Source organism: Serratia quinivorans, assembly GCF_946227985.1.
Taxonomy (GTDB): Bacteria; Pseudomonadota; Gammaproteobacteria; order Enterobacterales; family Enterobacteriaceae; genus Serratia; species Serratia quinivorans_A.
This window is the reverse complement of the sequence record NZ_CAMKGL010000017.1, coordinates 1-17,756: the sequence shown is the minus strand read 5'-3', so window position 1 is coordinate 17,756 and position 17,756 is coordinate 1. Positions and strand designations below refer to the sequence as shown.

Genomic DNA, 17,756 nt, shown 5'->3' with positions numbered 1-17,756 from the left:
GACGCCAGATAAATTTACGCAAACCCAGGGTTAATCAAAAGTCAATGTTGAAAAATAGGGGCCATAGGCTTTGTATTATGAACACTTATTCATTAATTGGTGACGCTATAGTCATAGATGATATACATAAACCAACTCACGATGAGTATCAACACTGTGCACCAACAGATGACTACCCCTAAAATTTTCATAGTTTCCCCTTTACGTGTTGCTGAATACTTAGCAACGGCAGGGAGGGAAAGGCAATAATTTGTTCTTAAGTTTTTCGCTGGTGAAATAATTGGTTAAAAAATGCACTTGATTATTCTGTCCTCTCTGTCTGACATTGCTTATGTTGTAGTGAATCCCACTATGCGTTGGGGTGAAACAGCGGCACATTCAACCAGGAATTTGCTTAAAAGATCACGAGCCATGGTGGCTGGCCAAAGGCTCACTGGGAGGCACCCGGCACTGCAACACCATTTTATACCTTGGTACCCGCTGGTGCTTTTTAATATACAGTCACGATATATGCGGGAGCAAGGTCATTGCTAATATCACGAGTGTGACGATAATGGTTTTCCTGATCATGAGATTATCGGGCTGGACAGTCAAGTGCAGGTTAAATAATTAACGCTTAGGTAAGGGCCGCTTTTCCCAGCTATCCGAGGCGATAAGAACAAACTAGGGTCCTGAGTTTATCGCTGACGCTAATCTGGAGTAAAAGGTGGATCAATATTCAACATGTGGTGATGCAAAACATTGGGTCAGTTCTACCTGTTGCCGACAGTTGGTGATTAATGGTGCTGATTTAGCGATTTGATCTTATCGCCAGCAGGGTAAACGCCGCTAAGTATACGCTAGCACTCATTCATAGCTTTGCTAACGCGTAATCTCTTGAACAGGAAAAGGAAGCTGCTGCTGGTTACCACGTAACTGTTGGTAGCTATAGTCGGAATGGCTGCTTGCTCTGTGGTGTCATTCACCCACGCCAATGGTACAAAGGGTCGAGCACCACCAACGCAGAGGTTCAGTCGAACAACACGGTGATGCTGACGTACCCGAACGAGTCAGCGTGTATTGATACCTATGAAGGAGAAAGTAGGACCTGCGTGAGGAAGTGATATGCAAGACCTGAAGCTAACTATTCTCATACTGCTGAGCCGTATTAATTCGGAGGATGCGCCAGATATTAAATGGCAGGATAAGCCGGAGTAGATCCGATTTTGAAGGGGCTACTTTTCGTCATCATTGCGTTCGTTAAGCTTGAGGGCGAGTAACATGAGAAAAATGGTGATAGACGATGCTATTAACCAAAAGCATGTAATTAGTTCAAAAGACATTGATGTTTCCCTGATAATGACTTCAGAACCAGACCATTTTTACGTGCTTCCCTGCGGCCAAAGCTGCCATTGTTTGGATGATCACACTTAGCCCTGAAATGAAATCGATACACCCACGATCGTATAAACTGGGCATTATCATTGATTGAGTGGTGGGTATCAGCTTACGTAGAACTGCGCGCTAACACATCCAACGAAAATATTGCTGATCCCCACCATTGATAGTTAGTGCAGCATCGGCCAGATACCAACCGATGCTGTACCGTAACTCCCTCGGAGAGCAAGACGAATGTATGGACGGGGGATTGTGTGCGTCAATAGGAAGGTGATTTCATAATGTAACGGCTGGTTGCGATCTATGGCGGTAGTGCCCAGAACGCGGTAAGTTGTTCATAGACGGCTGTAACCTAGAGGTTTCATTCAAGCACTGCCACTCTATGGTGGGGGGCGAGCCAGTCACTGTTCGTCTGTCCGGTGGCTTGATTAAGTGCTCACCGTTGGGGGGAAGTGGTACGATCTGGAAGGAAACCACGCCGTTCCGTGCTTATTTGGGAACAGGTAAAGGGAAAATCACAAAGATAGAAGATTGATGTCAGTACGGAAAGTTAACGTAAGCCGGAGCAATCTCGCAGATAATTGAACGTCAGCTTTGAGTTGGCTAACGAGATGGTCACCAAACCGCGATCTGTCTGTGAAAGCGTCATGGGCGGACGGCCTCGGCACCGCATGACCATAGCCGAAGTATCGAGTGCCAAAGGCATCTATAGGCCAAGACTAAAAAGCAGAAAAACAGACGCGCTTTATTGTTTCATGATAAAAACCCATATTAATATCCATATATATAATATGTATTTAAAATCCGATGGTTCCAGTGCTTACCACGCTTCCGCTAACACTGCTTATTCATTTCATGACACCGGTTTGAGGGCTTCAGCCTGTTCATCGTGTGCTATATGAGCGCATCCCGTTTGCAAGGCGTCTGTGGCTTTGGCATATAGGATATATCGCTAACCGGAAAGGGCTATCGACACTCTGCGCCATGGTGGGAGTGAGACCCAGCTCCTCTCCCTGCATTTTTATCGTAGCCTACCATTTAGGCTGGGTTAAAAAAATCGCATGGCTGCATTTGTGATGTTACATCTATGAAAAATTGACATTTTTGTGCAATGGTGAAGCTAAGGTGGTTGACGTCCAATGGTGATCAACCATACATATTTTATGGATTTTATTAGGCGGTAACCATTCCCTGCTACGCTTTCCCCTGCACTACAAAAAAACTCAATCACATAGAAGTCACTTTTGAGGTTTTACACATGGGAAAAAGAAAATATCTCACCGGAGCGGAGGTATCCGCTTTACTGCATGCCATTTCAGAAAAGAAGAGCACCAGGCGCGATTGGTGCATGGTGTACATGGCTTTCATCCATGGATTGAGGGTCAGCGAACTTACGGGACTCACGTTGTCAGATTATGACCAACTGTCCCAGAAGCTACACATCCGACGATTGAAAGGGGGCTTCAGCACAACTCACCCAGTATTGCCCGAAGGACAACACGCACTCAGGTTATGGTTACAAGAACGTAGTCGCTCACCTGGCTATCAGTTGCCATGGTTGTTTCTTTCTAGTAAGGGAGGGCGTTTGTCACGCCAGCGCATTTATACCCTCATTCGAGAATATAGTGTTATGGCTGGTCTTTCCGTTGAAGCTCACCCACATATGCTACGCCACGCCTGTGGATATGGCTTGGCGGAACTCGGGAATGATACCCGGCTGATTCAGGACTATTTGGGGCATAGAAATATTCGACACACCGTGCTCTACACCGCAAGCAATGCGGAGCGTTTTAATGGTGCATGGGTGCAAATACCTATGCCACCACCCGAGCGATATTTTGACTTAGATCCTGCCAATTCACCTGTCCTAATCCCCAAATAATCCTCTCGCTCAAGAGGCGCAGCCAGCGCCTCTAACCTGCTGTAACTGCTCTTGGAGCGTGCTCATTGTGGTCTGTCCTTGTCTGTCAAAAGGGTTCGTCATACTGGGGTGTTTGGTCTATGTCGTCGGCTGTTGGTAAACACCCAACCACCGGGCCTTACCATTTTGGCGCTCACTATCGAATCACGCGACCATCGTACCCACTGATAGTGTCGCTATCCTGTGTTATTAGTAGCGTTATATCCCCAATAGCCAGCATTTAATATTCGTTGATATACAGCCGTTTAGTTTCGCTCTCTTATTTAAGCATCAAGTAACCAATACTGTGACAAACCTCTACTTGTGAATGATTCACTGTAGAAAACACTACCCTGCCTGTTATTTACTTCACTTTCATTCTGTAAGGAGGGGTTATGTTAGGGAAATATCACGGTAGACATCTGGTTACGCTCACGCTCTTTATCCTCGTGTCGCTTACTTGGGGAACTACCTGGCTGGCCATGAAAATGGCAGTGGCAACTATCCCCCCATTTTTGCCACAGGCTTAAGATTCTTACTGGCCTCGCCCGTGTTGATTATTATTGCGAAATTATCCAAGAAGCCATTGTTGTTTCCTGAGGGGAAGCGTGGGTTCCAGGTAGCGCTGACTGTATTTTATTTTGCGATTCCCTTCACTCTTATGATTTATGGTGAACAAAGTGTTTCATCAGGAATGGCCTCCATACTGTTTTCAACAATGCCGGCTGCCATTGTGATCTCATCGTACTTTTTCCTTAAACAGAGAATAACGTTGTTGCAGTCAACAGGAGTTGTTATCGCAACATTAGCATTAGGGTTCATCATTTATAATGAGTCAGGTACGGTAGAAATTGAGAGTTGGCGAGGGGTGTTAGCAATACTGATTGCCGTGGCTATGCATGCAATAATATACGTAAAATGCAAGAGGCAGTGTTCGGAAGTTTCTATTCTTACCTATAATGCCTTACCCTGTCTGGGAGCGTCTCTGCTGCTTCTTTCTTGTGCAGTATTTAGTGAGCGTATCGATTTTCACGTCATCAATGTAGACTCATTTTTGTCTGTTGCCTATCTCGGCATTGTTTCCGGCGTACTGGGAATTATGGCGTATTTTCAATTACAACAAAGAGCAACCCCATTCTATGCGTCATTGGTCTATTTTATTTTCCCCTTAATCGCCGTGTCACTAGAAGATATTGTTAGAAAACACAGAATATCTACCTCATCTTTATGGATGATAATGCCTTTATTGCTGGGGATTTTCTTTGTTTTGTTCCCGCTATGGCGTTCGTCGTTAAAAAAGTCTCAGCTATCCACCTCAAATGATTAGTCATTGCCGAAAAACAAGTGCTTCCATGGTGCTGCCTTTGAGTAGTGGCTTCACCCATTTTCGAGACTGATATTTTGCAGCAATTGGGCCACTGACGGCATCGTCATTGCCTGGACGGCATAACACACCCCGACTCGCCGCGTGAGCGAGTGGCCGGGTAACGGTTTGATAATTAACCCCACATGCTCACGAGCCAAAGACTCTGGCACAATCGTAATGCCAATACCTGCGACAGCCAAATTTAACGCCAGGCTAAAGGTGCTGGCGTTAGCGGCTGGCGAATGGGCTGTCGCACCATAAATGGGCAACAGACGCTGATGCGAGGCATGCTGCGGACACATGATCCAACACAGGTCATGTAAATCCTCAGCGATGAGTGACACTCTGCCAGCCAAGGCGTGAGTTGAAGGAATGGCTAACACAAACTGCTCGTCAAATAACGGCAAAAACAATTCATCTTCGCACCGTAGTTCCTCGCAGCCAAAACGAACGTCTCCCACACACCCCGACTCCAGCGTTAACAACAAATTTAATTCCCGGTCTTGAGCCCGTTTAACAAAGTGCGCTATCTGGTGGGCAGCGATGTCTTGTTCAACACCAATCAGGATAGGTTGCCGGTCCCGCTCTTTTTTAAAACTGCGGGTTAGTGCGTCAATTTCAGCCACCATGCGCCGCGCGTGCGGGTATAAAATACGCGCGTCCCCGGTCACCTCAAAGGCAGTAGCACTGCAAACCAGTCTTTGTCCTGATAAATGCGACAGAAGTCACTGAATTCCGACTCCTCCCTGTTCCATGCTGCAAATGTTAAGTAAATGTTTAATTTTTGCGGGTGAATAACAGCATCCTTGACATAGGCGTAAGGGAATTCAATATGCAAACAGTGCGTTTTTTGCTTTTAATGCTAGCCACGTTATGCATTTTCATCGTCAGAGGATGGGCTTCGGGAGTACACGCGTGCACTCGTATCCTCTGGAATAGTGGCAGGACAGGCATATTGGTCGGAAGAACAATAGACTGGACAGAAAGTACAGATCCCATACTCCTGATATTTCCCCGCGGACGCCACCGCTATGGAGGTCTACATGGGAATAATACCGCAGTGGAGAACCCTGCCATCTGGACGTCAAAATATGCCAGCTTGGTCACCAGTATTTATGGTGTTGGCGCTATTGACGGATTTAATGAGAAAGGGCTAGGGGCGCACCTGTTGTACCTCAACGCCACGCAATATCCCTTCCGAACTCCAGCTGTACCAGGACTACAGGTAGGGCTCTGGGCACAATATGTACTTGATAATGCTGCAACGGTAGAGGAAGCTCTCACTGCATTGGAAAATGTCCAGGTGGTCATGATAGCGGCACAGGGTCATAAAGCCGCCCTACATTTGGTACTGGAAGATGCTCAAGGTGATTCAGCCATTGTGGAATATCTGAACGGCAAAATGTATGTCCATCATAGTAAAACTTGGACGGTCGTCACCAATGACCCAGATTATGATACGCAACTCAGCCTGCTGAAAAATATCGATATGACCCACCCTGACAGTGCTCTCCCCTTATCGGGTAATGTGTCACCCACAGCACGCTTCACCCGTGCCACCTACTTTAGTCACTTGCTGAAAACACCGGCTTATTCGAATATGGCTATTTCAAAATTATTGTCAGTCTTACGGAATGTTTCCGTTCCTTACGATGCCCCTTATAAGGGCGTCGGCACCTACGCCACTGAATACCGGACGATTATAGATCTTACACAGAGAAAATATATCTTTGAGCTGACCTCTGGGCTTGAGATTCATAACATGGATCTCATGATATTCCGGCTCGGAAAAGGATCACCAGTAATGGATTTAGACCCGCGTAAATCAGGGAATACCTTTACGCAGACCTCCCACCGCTATTTTTAATAAAGAGGAATATTAAATGGAAAAAATATTTTTGATGATTGTGCTACTGGGGTTATCGACATCAACGTTTGCAGCAGCAGTATTTTCCCCAAATAAAGGTGTTGTGTGCGATAAAGTTTCCAATTTTTGTGTAGATAATCAAGGTATTTCTATGGGATTAACAACCAAATACTTGGGCCGCCAAGCACAAAAGAAACTAACAATGATTATCGGTGACAGTATCAATGTCAATTTGTGGGAGTATACGTTGAGCAATGGTGTACATTGTGATTCTCATAAAAAACAGTGTTATAGTGACCGTTATTATCCACGAACCAAGGATAAGAACGAGTCAACATGGACTCCCCAAATTTTCGGTAATACCCGCTAGCGCTTTTGTCCTTAATTAACATTGGCTCAGCGGCTCCCCTGACTCACCGGAAGTTTAGTCATATCTAAGTAAGGCAATCGTTATTATGCAAACGATATACTTTTTTCACGGTTGGCGATTCGCCATTGCGATTGCTTTTATGCAATCCATAATGGTGTCGGCACCAGTAGAGGCGACGACTGCACCGAACAATGATGTTATATGTCGGGTTACCCAGTTCAATACTCATTTTGATGACAGAGGAGGGGAGTTCGATGGTATGTCACAAAGTGGCACTCTATTAATATTACGTAACATTGGTGTTCGAGCCTGTCAGGTTAATGCATTTCCAGCATTAGAGTTTGAAGAGGGGAGCGGCTCATTGTTAACTGCTGAGCGTCGATTGCCACGCGGGATGCATCCAGGGCCTGTATTCTTGCCGCTCATGGTTGCGCCCGGCGCGGAGGTTGTCATACAGCTACGCTGGGTATCGAGTGATGTATACGACGGAAATAATTGTGTGACACCTGACACTGCGGTACTGACTTTTCCGGATGGCGCATTGCGTTTACCGTTCGGGCGAACGATGTGTGCAGCGGCTGGGAAGACTGAATTTTTCGAACAGGCCCCGCTGGTGTCTGTTGTCAAAAGAGGGAAATGAGGGTTTCGTCGTATTAAAAGGCATCGTCAGATAACAGCCTCTTATAATGATTGGGACTAAAACTCACATTAAGAAGATGGCATGTTTAGCTACATCATCTCATTGAGTAAATGATCCAAAACCTAATGTGATCCAGTTTGAAAGATGAAGGATGTATTTATAGCGTCTTAATTCTGTTAAAAATTATTATTGTATAAGTAACCATAAGGAATTACTTTCTCATGAATATAAATAAAGATACAGCCCAAGGTGTTGTAAGGATATTTACTAGTTACCGTGATGCTAATGGAACAATAAAAAAAATATATTGCATGGCCTGCTGATAGCCAGGCGGATGCATATCAGATAAAAGCAAACTCACTCGCCTACGACAGCCCTATAACAATTGACGTTAATAAAGAAAGAACCTTTACTGATCTTTCAGGATTGCCGAATGATGTGACTAATATTTTAATTTACTCGTTAAAAGATAAAGTGATAGTTAAAGAATCATCAGCAGTGCTTTATCCTGATAATAATTACCCTGACAATAGCGAAATATCACCAGAACCTTACTGGTATCATACCTTACCATATGAATTAAAAGAAAGAATAAATGTTAATCATTTTTACACTAATTATTTAAAAACAACCATGAATTTATATGTCAATGTGGGTTTTGTCTTTGATGACAATAAGGGTAGATCTGTTATTTTTAGGAAGGATAATAATGACAGGATACTTTTTCATGGTGACGAAGAAAACCGTCCACCATATCTTGCATCAACCGATAATGAAAATCCAGGACCAGAGCTTATTTTTGGTGGTGGAGGAACTCCTCCTGAAGTTGCTGGCTCATTGTATATGTCTCCTGGATATGATCTTGGGGCATTTGAAAGCTACTCTTACTCACTCCCGGTAGCCAATGGTTATGATACTCTGTCAAGCCCTACTTATCTACCTAGTGCATTTCCTGAAAATTCACATTTTGTTTATTTAAGCAATGCCCCTGGCGGAATTGAGGTGAGTAAAAATCTTGAAGGAACAAATCCAAGCGAGGCTGAGGTTGCATTCCCTGGTGGTGTTAGATCAAAATGGATAATAGGTGTTTTTATCACCTCACCAGAAAATAGTTTTATTGACTACATTGTTAATCCTCACGCCAATACCGAGATTGGCTGTGCGCCAACTGGTTTTGTTGACGTTATAATATCTACTGACAACCCTGACTGGTTCATGCTTTTCGAAGCTGTAGATACAGGTTCTGATTTCATTTTAGGTGAGCCATATAAAAGAATCCAAAAAAAAGGAAAATACATCTTATATATTATTAATGATGTAGGTGAGAAAATAATTAAAAATGAAAATAGTCAAATTTACTTTAACGAAAAACTGATTACTCACGACACTAGCACGACAATAGATTTCTCTAATATTAATGATATAAAAAATGTTTTTGTTATTTCTTACACAGAACTTTAATTCGATGTCATAAATTAAACAATTCAAGGGTGAAATTAAATGAAAAAATATTTCGATTGGTCTATAAATTCAGATGTAATCTTTGATGATTCTTATGAAAGCCAAGGGGTTGTTGGTGGATATACAGGATTTAATAAAGGGAATGATTCTTCTTTTATAATGAATTCGCCCGGAAATACACTTGTTCTAAGAGCGGAAGTCACTTATCTAAAACAACCATTCGCATTACAATGGCCGGAAACTTATTATAAAGATGGCATTGATTTAATTACAATAGAAAATGGTAAGCTTTTCTTCATTATAAATACGCATGAAGGTTCACATATTCCTGATGTAACAATTGGTAATAGCTCAACTAATATCAACCCGTCTATAATAAGAAACTCGACGTATAATACGGTAAATATTAAAATTTATGATGAATTTTGCATAATGGGACATGCCAACATCAGCATGGAGAATATTAAATTCAATCTATTTTCTGCCTGTAATTTAAACATAACACCAACAGGGAAGTTAAATTTTTTAGGTAATGTTGACTTAGACTTAAAAGAAAATTCGAATTTGCACATCAATATCATTGATACATTTAATATAAAAAACAATAATAATAAGATTTGTCTTTCAGAACAATCAATTTCCAACATGCAAGCAAACACGGTTTTATTTTCTGAGGATGTATGTGAAAGCCTTTTAATATATGCAAAAGACAATTCACACTTTAATTTTAAAAGCAGGGACACACTATTTAATGGGTTGTTAGCAGTTGCGGAAGATGCTGCGGTAATTTCATTTTATGCTGATTCTTACGATATTATTCAAATAACGAATACTGTATTTTCTATTTCTAATGGGAGAGCGGAAATACACTTCTCACCACGAAGTGAAGGGCAATCATTTTTTGATTTTTCAGACTCGTCAATTGCATACTCTGAAGGAATGATTGACTTTATTACTATAAATGGAATAAATAATGGTGTATTTATAATAGATAATATAGGTAATGATATACAGTTTAATGCAGCATTGTCGAAAGGATTAATTACAATTAATGGAGTTCCTGCGAAAAAAGAGCAACTCGTAAACCGATACATTGATAATAATCTGTCCATATCCTTGGCTGATGACAATATTGTGGCAAATATTAAATTAGTATCATCTTTATGTTCAGCTACAACAAAAATAAGCTACAGGTGTGATACAGTGTTGAACTTAACAAATAGTAAAGGAAAACCATTGTATAATCAACAAGTTGACTTAAGTATTGTAGGGTCCTTGCATATTACAAGCAACAACCCTGTATTTTCCGATAACAATGGAAATGTAAACATAGTCACAACTGGAACTCGTAATCCAGGCAATGGCATAACACCTTCCGGAACATTAAGAGCAAGTGTTGGTGGTTATATTAATAAAGATATTCGACTACAATAAATAAGTCATATAATTACGCTACGTACACAGCCGTGCCTGATCTTCTCCCTGAAAACAGTGCCAGGCTAAAGTGAAGTATCCGGTCTTTCTTTCATCTCACTGGGAGGCATATCAACCATGAAAAAGACCCATTATACCGAAGAACAGACAGCCTTTGTCCTTAAACAGGCCGAAACCGGCACTCGGGTGGAGGAAGTGCGCAGAAAGATGGGGATTTCTGAGGTCACGTTTTACAACAGGAAGTAGAAGTTTGGCAGCATGGGCGTGACAGAACTGCGTCGGCTGCGCCAGTCGGCGGAAGAGAATCACCGCCTCAAACGGCTGGTCGCCGATCTCAGTCTGGACAAGGAAATGCTGCAGGACGTCATCCGAAAAAAGTTCGGAGGCTGGTGTAGAAACGCGAGGCGGTCGAATACCTGCTGACGGCGTACCGCATCGGGGTTCGCAGGGGGGGCCGGTTGATGATGCAGAGCTGAGCTGTCTACAACTACTGCAGCTGCCGCGATGACCGGGCCCTCACGCAGCGGATACGGGAGATTGCAGAAACCCGCATTCGCTATGGTGTGCAGCGGATCCATATCATGCTGCGTCGCGAGGGCTGGCTGGTTAACCACAAGAAAACACATCGGATTTACTGTCTGGAATGGCTGAACCTGCGGTCAAAACGCCCGAGGCGTCACGTGACAGCCAGGCACTGACGTATCCGCCCGGCTGTGACCGCTGTGGATCAGTGCTGGAGCATGGATTTGGTTGCTGATAATCTGTTCAACGGACGCCGGACCCGGGCTCTGACTGTAGTCGATAATTTTAGTCGTGAATGCGTGGCGATCGTGGTAGGCCAGGGACTTCGCGGTGCGATCGCCGTGATGGAACGGATCAGGCAGACACAGCAGCTTGTACCACAGTGGCTACAGACGGACAACGGCAGTGAATTTATCTCGAAAACGCTGGAGATCGCTGGGCATATGAAAACCGTATAACGATGGACTTCTCACGCCCCAGGAAGCCCACAGATAACGCCCTGGTTGAGTCATTTAATGGCAGCCTGCGTGATGAATATCTGAACGTGCACGGATTCCTGCCAATGGAAGATGCTCAGGAGAAAATCGAGCACTGGCGGAAGGAATATAACCAGTACCAGCCACATTCCTCGTTAAATAACCAGACTCCAGCAGAATTTATCCGAAGCCTGCAAACAGACCCGGATCTCTGATTTATCTTGGCACCGATATTGGGAAGTGATCAGAAAGACGGCGATTTCCAGTTTAGCGCTGAACTCATGTTGGGCCAGGGTCAAGTTCATCAATAATTTCCCGCGACACATTACTGACCAGTTTTGAACCGTCATCTGCCTCAACCCCCTAAAATTTTAATTTCCTTGCTCTGTTATCGCGATAACAGTTTATTTTTATAACTCATTAATCCAATGAAATAAATGAAATATCTTTAAATATTTGATTATAAATGGAGTTTTGCTGATCAATATTTTTGGCGGTAGAAGACATACCAGATAAAATAGAGAACTGTCCTGTTAAGGTGTTATTCGAATTTAAAGATGAATTCATATTTTGCTGCTGTACAGCTACCTTCCATTTATTCTCAGTTGTATCATACCACTCGACACTCACCGTGCCATTATTTTCAGGAAGTAAACCAATACGCCATCGAGACCAAGTATTTTTAGGCCAGCCAGCAAGAAGATTCGCACCAGTATAAGAGGTGCTGAATATTGGGGTGTTTTTATAGATCCCATCGAATGGCGTTTCATTAAAATTAATACTTTTAATACTAAGTGGAACTGATAAATTCCAAATGCTCAAATAAGGAGTTGCCTCAGATAAAGTTTTCCCTACAGATATATTTGGAGGCATATATTGTGGTTTACCGTTATATGCAGCACTTAATTGAATTGCAATGTATCCGTAACCAATAGAGCAATACGTGGTTCCGGATGATACTTGTGCTCTTGCACAAATAGTGATTTCAGGGCATGGGGAACAGAACAAATCCATTTCAAAATAGCCATATTTACCATCGGTCGCACTCGTAGTGGCCATTGCCATACAGTTACCAGGAGAACCGCCAGATAAAGCAACTGCTTTAAATGTTTTTTTCCCATTATCTTCAGTAACTTTCCATGCATTTGTAAAACCGAGTGAGTCAAAAAATATCAAACCACTTTGAGTGTTACCCGAATCCAGCCAAATACCAGACGAGGAGCGATTAGGGTACCATTCGGTAGCAGAGCAACATGATTCATAAACTCGGTTGTTTAGCCAATACTGGTCTATTCTATAGGGAACGGTGGATAAAGGAACACCTTTATAGCCTGAATAAATTCGCTCCCATTCTAACTCGGCAAACCATTTTTGAGTTGTCGCATTGTAATGAACATTATCAGGTCCAAATATACCAAAGTTTGGTGCAACACCATTATAGTGATCAGCATTACGAGGGTCTATGAATTCCCGACGAGTAGGGTCTGTCGCTACAATAGATTCCAGTGATTGAATAACCATATTAGTATTTTCTGTATTATAGATTTCCGATAACGGATAGAAAAAACGCCAGAAGATATCGTTATTCCCTAAAGCATCATTAATACCAGCTACTATTCTATTAAAATTCATGGTACTTGCCATTGCTGCCGGTGCATTCAGTGTTTCTGATTCCCATTGATTCCACTGTATGGCAATTATCCTGGGGTTTTTTCCCAAGGTCCGCAATGAATCCATTGCCATTCGTAATGTTCTTAATGCCCGAGGATAAAGTGACTCAACATCCAATTTATTTCTGTCAGGTGACCATCTGTTATCGCCCGTTGTTCCCTGATACATTCCCTGAGAACCCCATCCCATTAAAATAACATAAAGGTCAGGCAAAGACAGGGCATTTCCGGTAGTCATGTGATTTTGCCACAAAGCAGCAAGGCTGTTAGCAGCATTAACTGGATTATTTTGATTTCCCAGACTAGAGCCTGCTGGCGTACCTATATTTGCGTCACCTAAAGTTGTTAATCTCTCCCAGCGAATTGAGGGAAAATTAATACTATAAACATCATATTGGGATAGTGTAAAGACATTAGTTAATCCTGGGGGGGGATCTGTTCACTGGCTGATAATAAAGTGTTATGTCCATAGCTATTTGATTGCCCTAAAACAATAAAAACCGGAGCATCATTAGGACCCCATGCTGCATTTCCATTAATATCCATGAATTTTATCCTATATAATTAAGGCGAATTTAATATAAATAAATTCTAACAGTTTTCTGTTGTAGTCTATACCATGAACAGACAACGTGTTCTTGGCAACATTAATTTAGGTTTTAGCAATGGTCATAATGTTTCACTCTATAATGAAATTATTGAGTACATGACCAAAAAGCTAAGCCACCTATCTTATCCATGCAAATACCACAGTTGATTAACCTATCTCTCCAGGGGCTGGATTAGCTGCTCTGTTCACTGGAGGTGCTAACTTCTGCCTACAATACTATTCGAACAATGGTTGTTACTCGCGTCAATGTTTTTTTTCAAAATTAGGAGTTTGGATAAGTTTTTATTAAATTTCCCATGCTGATTATATGTCTGTTTAGCACGGTATTCCCTTTACAAGGAAACCTAAAAAACACCGATTAATTGACCTCTGAATGTAACGCGAACAACTTTTTTCAACATAACCAAAAAGTTAGTACAGAATCCCCGTAAACAACACACGGTTGAATTCGTCAACGAAGCTTGCGGAACGTATCGGTGTTGCTGCCGTTACCCGGGAACTTATCCTGTACGAATCATAGAAAAATCGCTTTGGTGGGAGTTTCTGCTTCAGGGGAGGGGGCGAATTAATGCGATATTGTAACGAGTCATTAATTAGAGGTTGCCAGCAATAATTTCACGTTCGTACCATTCATTTTATCACAGGCCCTTTAGCTCAGTTGGTCAGAGCGAGCGACTCATAATCGCCAGGTCGCTGGTTCAAGTCCAGCAAGGGCCAGCAAGGGCCAGCAAGGGCCAGCAAGGGCCAGCAAGGGCCAGCAAGGGCCAGCAAGGGCCAGCAAGGGCCAGCAAGGGCCAGCAAGGGCCAGCAAGTCGCCATTAGCTTAATGGGAAGTACGTGCATTTAAGCAGGCTCGGGGTTCAAAGCATCGATGGCGGACCAAAGCCGACTTAACTACAGCAGGTAGAGCAACTGACTTGTAATCAGGAGGTCACAAGTTTGCTTCCGGTAGTCGGCACCAGAAATGCGGTCATCGTATAATGGCTATTACCTCAGCCTTCCAAGCTGATGATGTGGGTTCGATTCCCACTGGCCGCTCCAAACATAGCTTTTCAGTCTGTGAAGATGACCCTGACCCCGAATATGATCCAGTCATAATCAGGAATAACCGGCTTCATGTTGGTTGTGTATTCTGGCAACCGGCAGACTTCTCAGCAAATTCTGACGGGGTCATCCAGCCCAGCGCAGAATGGGGACGCCTCTGATTATAGTGTATGCGCCAGGCCTCGATTTTGCACCGTGCATCCTCCAAAGACATAAACCAGTTCTCGTTCAGACATTCTTGCCGTAACCTGCCGTTGAAGGACTCCACCGTCGCATTGTCCGTCGGTGTTCCCGGGCGTGAGAAGTCGATTCTGATGCCTCTTTCGTACACCCATCTGTCCAGCATTTTCCCTGCAAATTCAGAACCATTATCGGTTTTCAGCAACTGAGGTAAAGGGCGTCTGAGCGCTATGCTGTTCAGCATTTCTGCCACTTCTGTTGAACGCAAATTCTGTCCCACGCAGGTCCCCAGGCATTCGCGGGTGTACAGGTCGATAACCGTCAGCAGGCGCAGTCGTCGCCCGTCAAACAACGCATCAGAGACAAAATCCATACCCCAGACGTGATTCGGATACAGACCCTGAGGCTGCGGTTGTCGGCGCTGGGTCGATTGAGGCGCAGCGACAGACCCTGATCACAGTAGAGGTGGTAGATTCTTTTGTGGTTATCGCGCCAGCCTTCCCGCCTGAGCATCACGTGTACCCGGCGGTACCCGTAATGAACCCGGGTTTCGGTTATCTCACGGATGCGTAGCCGCAGTGCGCTGTCGTCGGCGGCCACAGAACGATATCGAAACGAGCTGCGGCAGACCTGCAGCGCAAAACAGACCTGTCTCTCACTGGCACCGTAGCGGACTGCAAATCCCTGACCCATTCGCGCAGGCGTGCCAGCGTCAGCTCTTTTTTGCCAGCACGTCCTGCAGCATCGCCTTGTCGAGGCTCAGATCGGCAACCAGCCTCTTCAGCCGCAGATTTTCCTCTTCCAGTTGCCGCATATGCTTCAGCTCCGAAGGAGAAATGCCGCCGTATTTTTTACGCCACGTATAGAAAGTGGCATCCGAAATGCCCAGCTTGCGACAGACGTCCGGCACTGACGTACCCAGTTCAGCCTGCTTCAGGGCAAAAACAATCTGCTCTTCGGTGAATCGTGACTTTTTCATCGGCACATCCTCCGTTCAGGGGAGTCATTATCATGCCGGAATTCTGTTTCTGAATGGAGCAGGATTTTGGGTCAGGGTCAGCGTACTGCTGAGCCGGGTTGATACCGATCGCCGGATATTCGTGGCCGGATAAACCGGAGTAGGTCAGGGCTTGCATGAACGATAATAACCAACACAAATTGCGATGATGGCTATAGTGTTAAAACCTAGCCAGCAGAAGAGAGTGATTTTCCAAAACATATGTGCCAACCAAGAAAATAGCGTTAGAAACGTGACTCTCCAGCGCTTGAGTTGCTAATGCCAGTAGTCTGAACGCTATGAAGTGATGAGACAGACATGCCATTATCATCAGTACGAAGCATAATTTAATTTGTGATGCGCTGAAGTAAGAATCCGCGTCAAAATTGTTACTTGTGCTTGATGTTAAGTTTTCTTTTTTTTGATTGCTTGTGATGATTGTAAAGTGAGCATATGGAAATAAATAAAAGAATGAGTGCTGCATATAACATTGTTTTGTCGTTCATTTTATTTTTCTTAATCAATGGGAAAGTTTAAGGCTATGGATGGGAGGGAAAGGGTGTCAATTGAGACACTGTTTCTGCATGTAAGGGGTAGTTGGGGGCTTTGGTTGCAACCTTCAGCCCACGAGAAGTGCCAACACCCGTTAGCTGGTTAAGCTGAAGATCACCATTGTTGGTGGCTGGTAGGTATCCGCACGTCGGTAAAAAAGGAAAGATACCCCGTACCCTCTGATGAAATGAGCAGCCATTGGGTGGTGCGGGACCGTCTACGGCATAAGCCTATCCCGCACCATGCTTTTGCAAGCAGCAGGAAAGTAAAAATGGGGGATGTTCTTTGTCAATAGAGGGCCGTAGCACCAAGAATACAGTAAGATACTCGACTGATTACTGTAGCCCGGAAGGTTATCCAGATGCTGGTATTGATGGGGTAGGCAACGTCTGGGCTGCAGGAACTAGTTGGAGCGCGACGGATAAGAACCCAGTAATTTGCCCAGACGTCACCATTGGTAGGGGGGGGGCAGCACTTGGTTGCTTTTATATCTGAACTCCGCGAAGAGTTACGTTAACCTAGATACCGCCATTATTTGGCAGCAGCACACTGAATGTTTTCACTGATTCTTCGGACGACCGTAAGGGGTCGTCATGTGTGTGCCTCCATTGGGTGGTAGCGCTCAGTGCACACAGGCCCTGCGGCACAGCGTTAGAACTGCATGAACTCACTAAGCGCTGCCGTTGGGAGGCAACCAAAGTCCTTATAGTGAACGCCTGCGGGACGGACAGTATTATTGACTTTGGTCACCATTGGGTGACGCGACCAGGAAAATTGGGAAGGAAACCAAGTCGCGCCGTGCTTTGGTGTAAGCAACCGGAGCATCACAATGGGGGATATATATTGTCAATAGTTGAGGAAAGGTCGGCGTGATTCTCTGGTATCGGTGGGGTTTGTTGTGGCCGCGGTTGTCCTATGTAATTCGGTGAAGTGGTGAGGAGTGGCTGGCTAAAGCAAAGCTTGCCATTCTCATGAAAAAAATAGTTCAATGCTCCCACAATCTATTGGTTGTGTTTTAGTCAAGATTTTAATTAGTACATCAACTAGAACTAGTACATAAATTAATGATGTTGTAAAACTGTTGATGTAACCAACTGGAAATAAAGCAGATAGACATAAAGCAACTGATCTATCTGTGCAACACCAGCATATGCCCGTCACCTTCCCGTGCAAGCAGCGGACTGAATAGACCCGGGTTTTATAGACACTTTTTTGCCTCATAATAGAGGCTTAATGAAGGAGTGTTTATGTCAGCCAAAAATTTCACTGAAGAATTCAAAATTGAAGCCG

10 protein-coding genes, 2 tRNA genes and 3 pseudogenes are annotated in these 17,756 nt (G+C 44.0%); 11 read left to right on the top strand and 4 right to left on the bottom strand.

Annotated features, from left to right (window positions below):
- The first annotated feature begins 2,635 nt into the window (after window positions 1-2,635).
- Both OCH02_RS24655 and OCH02_RS24650 read left to right on the top strand, forming a co-directional pair.
- A complete protein-coding gene (locus tag OCH02_RS24655; RefSeq protein ID WP_261433433.1) occupies window positions 2,636-3,259 on the top strand; it encodes a tyrosine-type DNA invertase in 624 nt (207 codons plus the stop codon).
- A gap of 478 nt (window positions 3,260-3,737) precedes the next feature.
- Complete coding sequence (locus tag OCH02_RS24650; protein WP_261433431.1) at window positions 3,738-4,604, top strand: DMT family transporter; 867 nt, start codon at window positions 3,738-3,740, stop codon at window positions 4,602-4,604.
- Window positions 4,605-4,654: 50 nt separating this feature from the next.
- Here OCH02_RS24650 and OCH02_RS24645 read toward each other — a convergent pair whose 3' ends face one another.
- Window positions 4,655-5,272 (bottom strand): LysR family transcriptional regulator substrate-binding protein, encoded by a 618-nt coding sequence (locus tag OCH02_RS24645; RefSeq protein WP_261433429.1) that lies wholly within the window; start codon window positions 5,270-5,272, stop codon window positions 4,655-4,657.
- 203 nt (window positions 5,273-5,475) lie between these two features.
- On the opposite strand from OCH02_RS24645, the gene OCH02_RS24640 reads away from it, so the two are divergent.
- The 6 genes and pseudogenes from OCH02_RS24640 to OCH02_RS24615 all read left to right on the top strand — a co-directional run bounded on the left by OCH02_RS24640 (window position 5,476) and on the right by OCH02_RS24615 (window position 11,628).
- Window positions 5,476-6,510: a linear amide C-N hydrolase gene (locus OCH02_RS24640; RefSeq protein WP_315899248.1), complete on the top strand. Its 1,035-nt coding sequence runs from the start codon at window positions 5,476-5,478 to the stop codon at window positions 6,508-6,510.
- A gap of 16 nt (window positions 6,511-6,526) precedes the next feature.
- The gene (locus OCH02_RS24635; protein ID WP_261433428.1) at window positions 6,527-6,880 is read left to right on the top strand and encodes a YcgJ family protein; all 354 of its coding nucleotides are present in this window, start codon (window positions 6,527-6,529) and stop codon (window positions 6,878-6,880) included.
- A gap of 85 nt (window positions 6,881-6,965) precedes the next feature.
- A complete protein-coding gene (locus OCH02_RS24630; RefSeq protein ID WP_261433427.1) occupies window positions 6,966-7,520 on the top strand; it encodes a DUF4232 domain-containing protein in 555 nt (184 codons plus the stop codon).
- Between the two features lie 438 nt (window positions 7,521-7,958).
- On the top strand, window positions 7,959-8,981 hold the full coding sequence (locus OCH02_RS24625; RefSeq protein ID WP_261433426.1) for a hypothetical protein: 1,023 nt from the start codon (window positions 7,959-7,961) through the stop codon (window positions 8,979-8,981).
- A 39-nt stretch (window positions 8,982-9,020) separates the two neighbouring features.
- Window positions 9,021-10,415 (top strand): hypothetical protein, encoded by a 1,395-nt coding sequence (locus OCH02_RS24620; RefSeq protein WP_261433425.1) that lies wholly within the window; start codon window positions 9,021-9,023, stop codon window positions 10,413-10,415.
- Between the two features lie 117 nt (window positions 10,416-10,532).
- Window positions 10,533-11,628: pseudogene (locus OCH02_RS24615) on the top strand (IS3 family transposase).
- A 205-nt stretch (window positions 11,629-11,833) separates the two neighbouring features.
- Here OCH02_RS24615 and OCH02_RS24610 read toward each other — a convergent pair.
- On the bottom strand, window positions 11,834-13,321 hold the full coding sequence (locus tag OCH02_RS24610; RefSeq protein WP_261433424.1) for a hypothetical protein: 1,488 nt from the start codon (window positions 13,319-13,321) through the stop codon (window positions 11,834-11,836).
- Between the two features lie 179 nt (window positions 13,322-13,500).
- Entirely contained in the window at window positions 13,501-13,629 is a 129-nt protein-coding gene (locus OCH02_RS24605; protein WP_261433423.1) for a hypothetical protein, read from the bottom strand.
- A gap of 463 nt (window positions 13,630-14,092) precedes the next feature.
- Between OCH02_RS24605 and OCH02_RS24600 the strand changes: the two are divergent.
- From OCH02_RS24600 to OCH02_RS24590, 3 genes and pseudogenes are all read left to right on the top strand, one after another.
- A pseudogene (locus OCH02_RS24600) lies at window positions 14,093-14,210 on the top strand (IS3 family transposase); the annotation flags it as partial.
- A gap of 126 nt (window positions 14,211-14,336) precedes the next feature.
- A tRNA-Ile gene (locus OCH02_RS24595) sits at window positions 14,337-14,410 on the top strand.
- A gap of 249 nt (window positions 14,411-14,659) precedes the next feature.
- A tRNA-Gly gene (locus tag OCH02_RS24590) sits at window positions 14,660-14,734 on the top strand.
- A 73-nt stretch (window positions 14,735-14,807) separates the two neighbouring features.
- Here the strand turns inward: OCH02_RS24590 and OCH02_RS24585 are convergent.
- Window positions 14,808-15,896, bottom strand: a pseudogene (locus OCH02_RS24585) (IS3 family transposase).
- Window positions 15,897-17,756: the final 1,860 nt, after the last annotated feature.

What these genes read in the sequence shown, in the direction of transcription:
- OCH02_RS24655 (WP_261433433.1), top strand. Translation starts at nt 2,636, where the DNA reads ATGGGAAAAAGAAAATATCTCACCGGAGCGGAGGTATCCGCTTTACTG.
- OCH02_RS24645 (WP_261433429.1), bottom strand. Translation starts at nt 5,272, where the DNA reads ATGGTGGCTGAAATTGACGCACTAACCCGCAGTTTTAAAAAAGAGCGG.
- OCH02_RS24640 (WP_315899248.1), top strand. Translation starts at nt 5,476, where the DNA reads ATGCAAACAGTGCGTTTTTTGCTTTTAATGCTAGCCACGTTATGCATT.
- OCH02_RS24635 (WP_261433428.1), top strand. Translation starts at nt 6,527, where the DNA reads ATGGAAAAAATATTTTTGATGATTGTGCTACTGGGGTTATCGACATCA.
- OCH02_RS24630 (WP_261433427.1), top strand. Translation starts at nt 6,966, where the DNA reads ATGCAAACGATATACTTTTTTCACGGTTGGCGATTCGCCATTGCGATT.
- OCH02_RS24620 (WP_261433425.1), top strand. Translation starts at nt 9,021, where the DNA reads ATGAAAAAATATTTCGATTGGTCTATAAATTCAGATGTAATCTTTGAT.
- OCH02_RS24610 (WP_261433424.1), bottom strand. Translation starts at nt 13,321, where the DNA reads ATGACTACCGGAAATGCCCTGTCTTTGCCTGACCTTTATGTTATTTTA.
- OCH02_RS24605 (WP_261433423.1), bottom strand. Translation starts at nt 13,629, where the DNA reads ATGGATATTAATGGAAATGCAGCATGGGGTCCTAATGATGCTCCGGTT.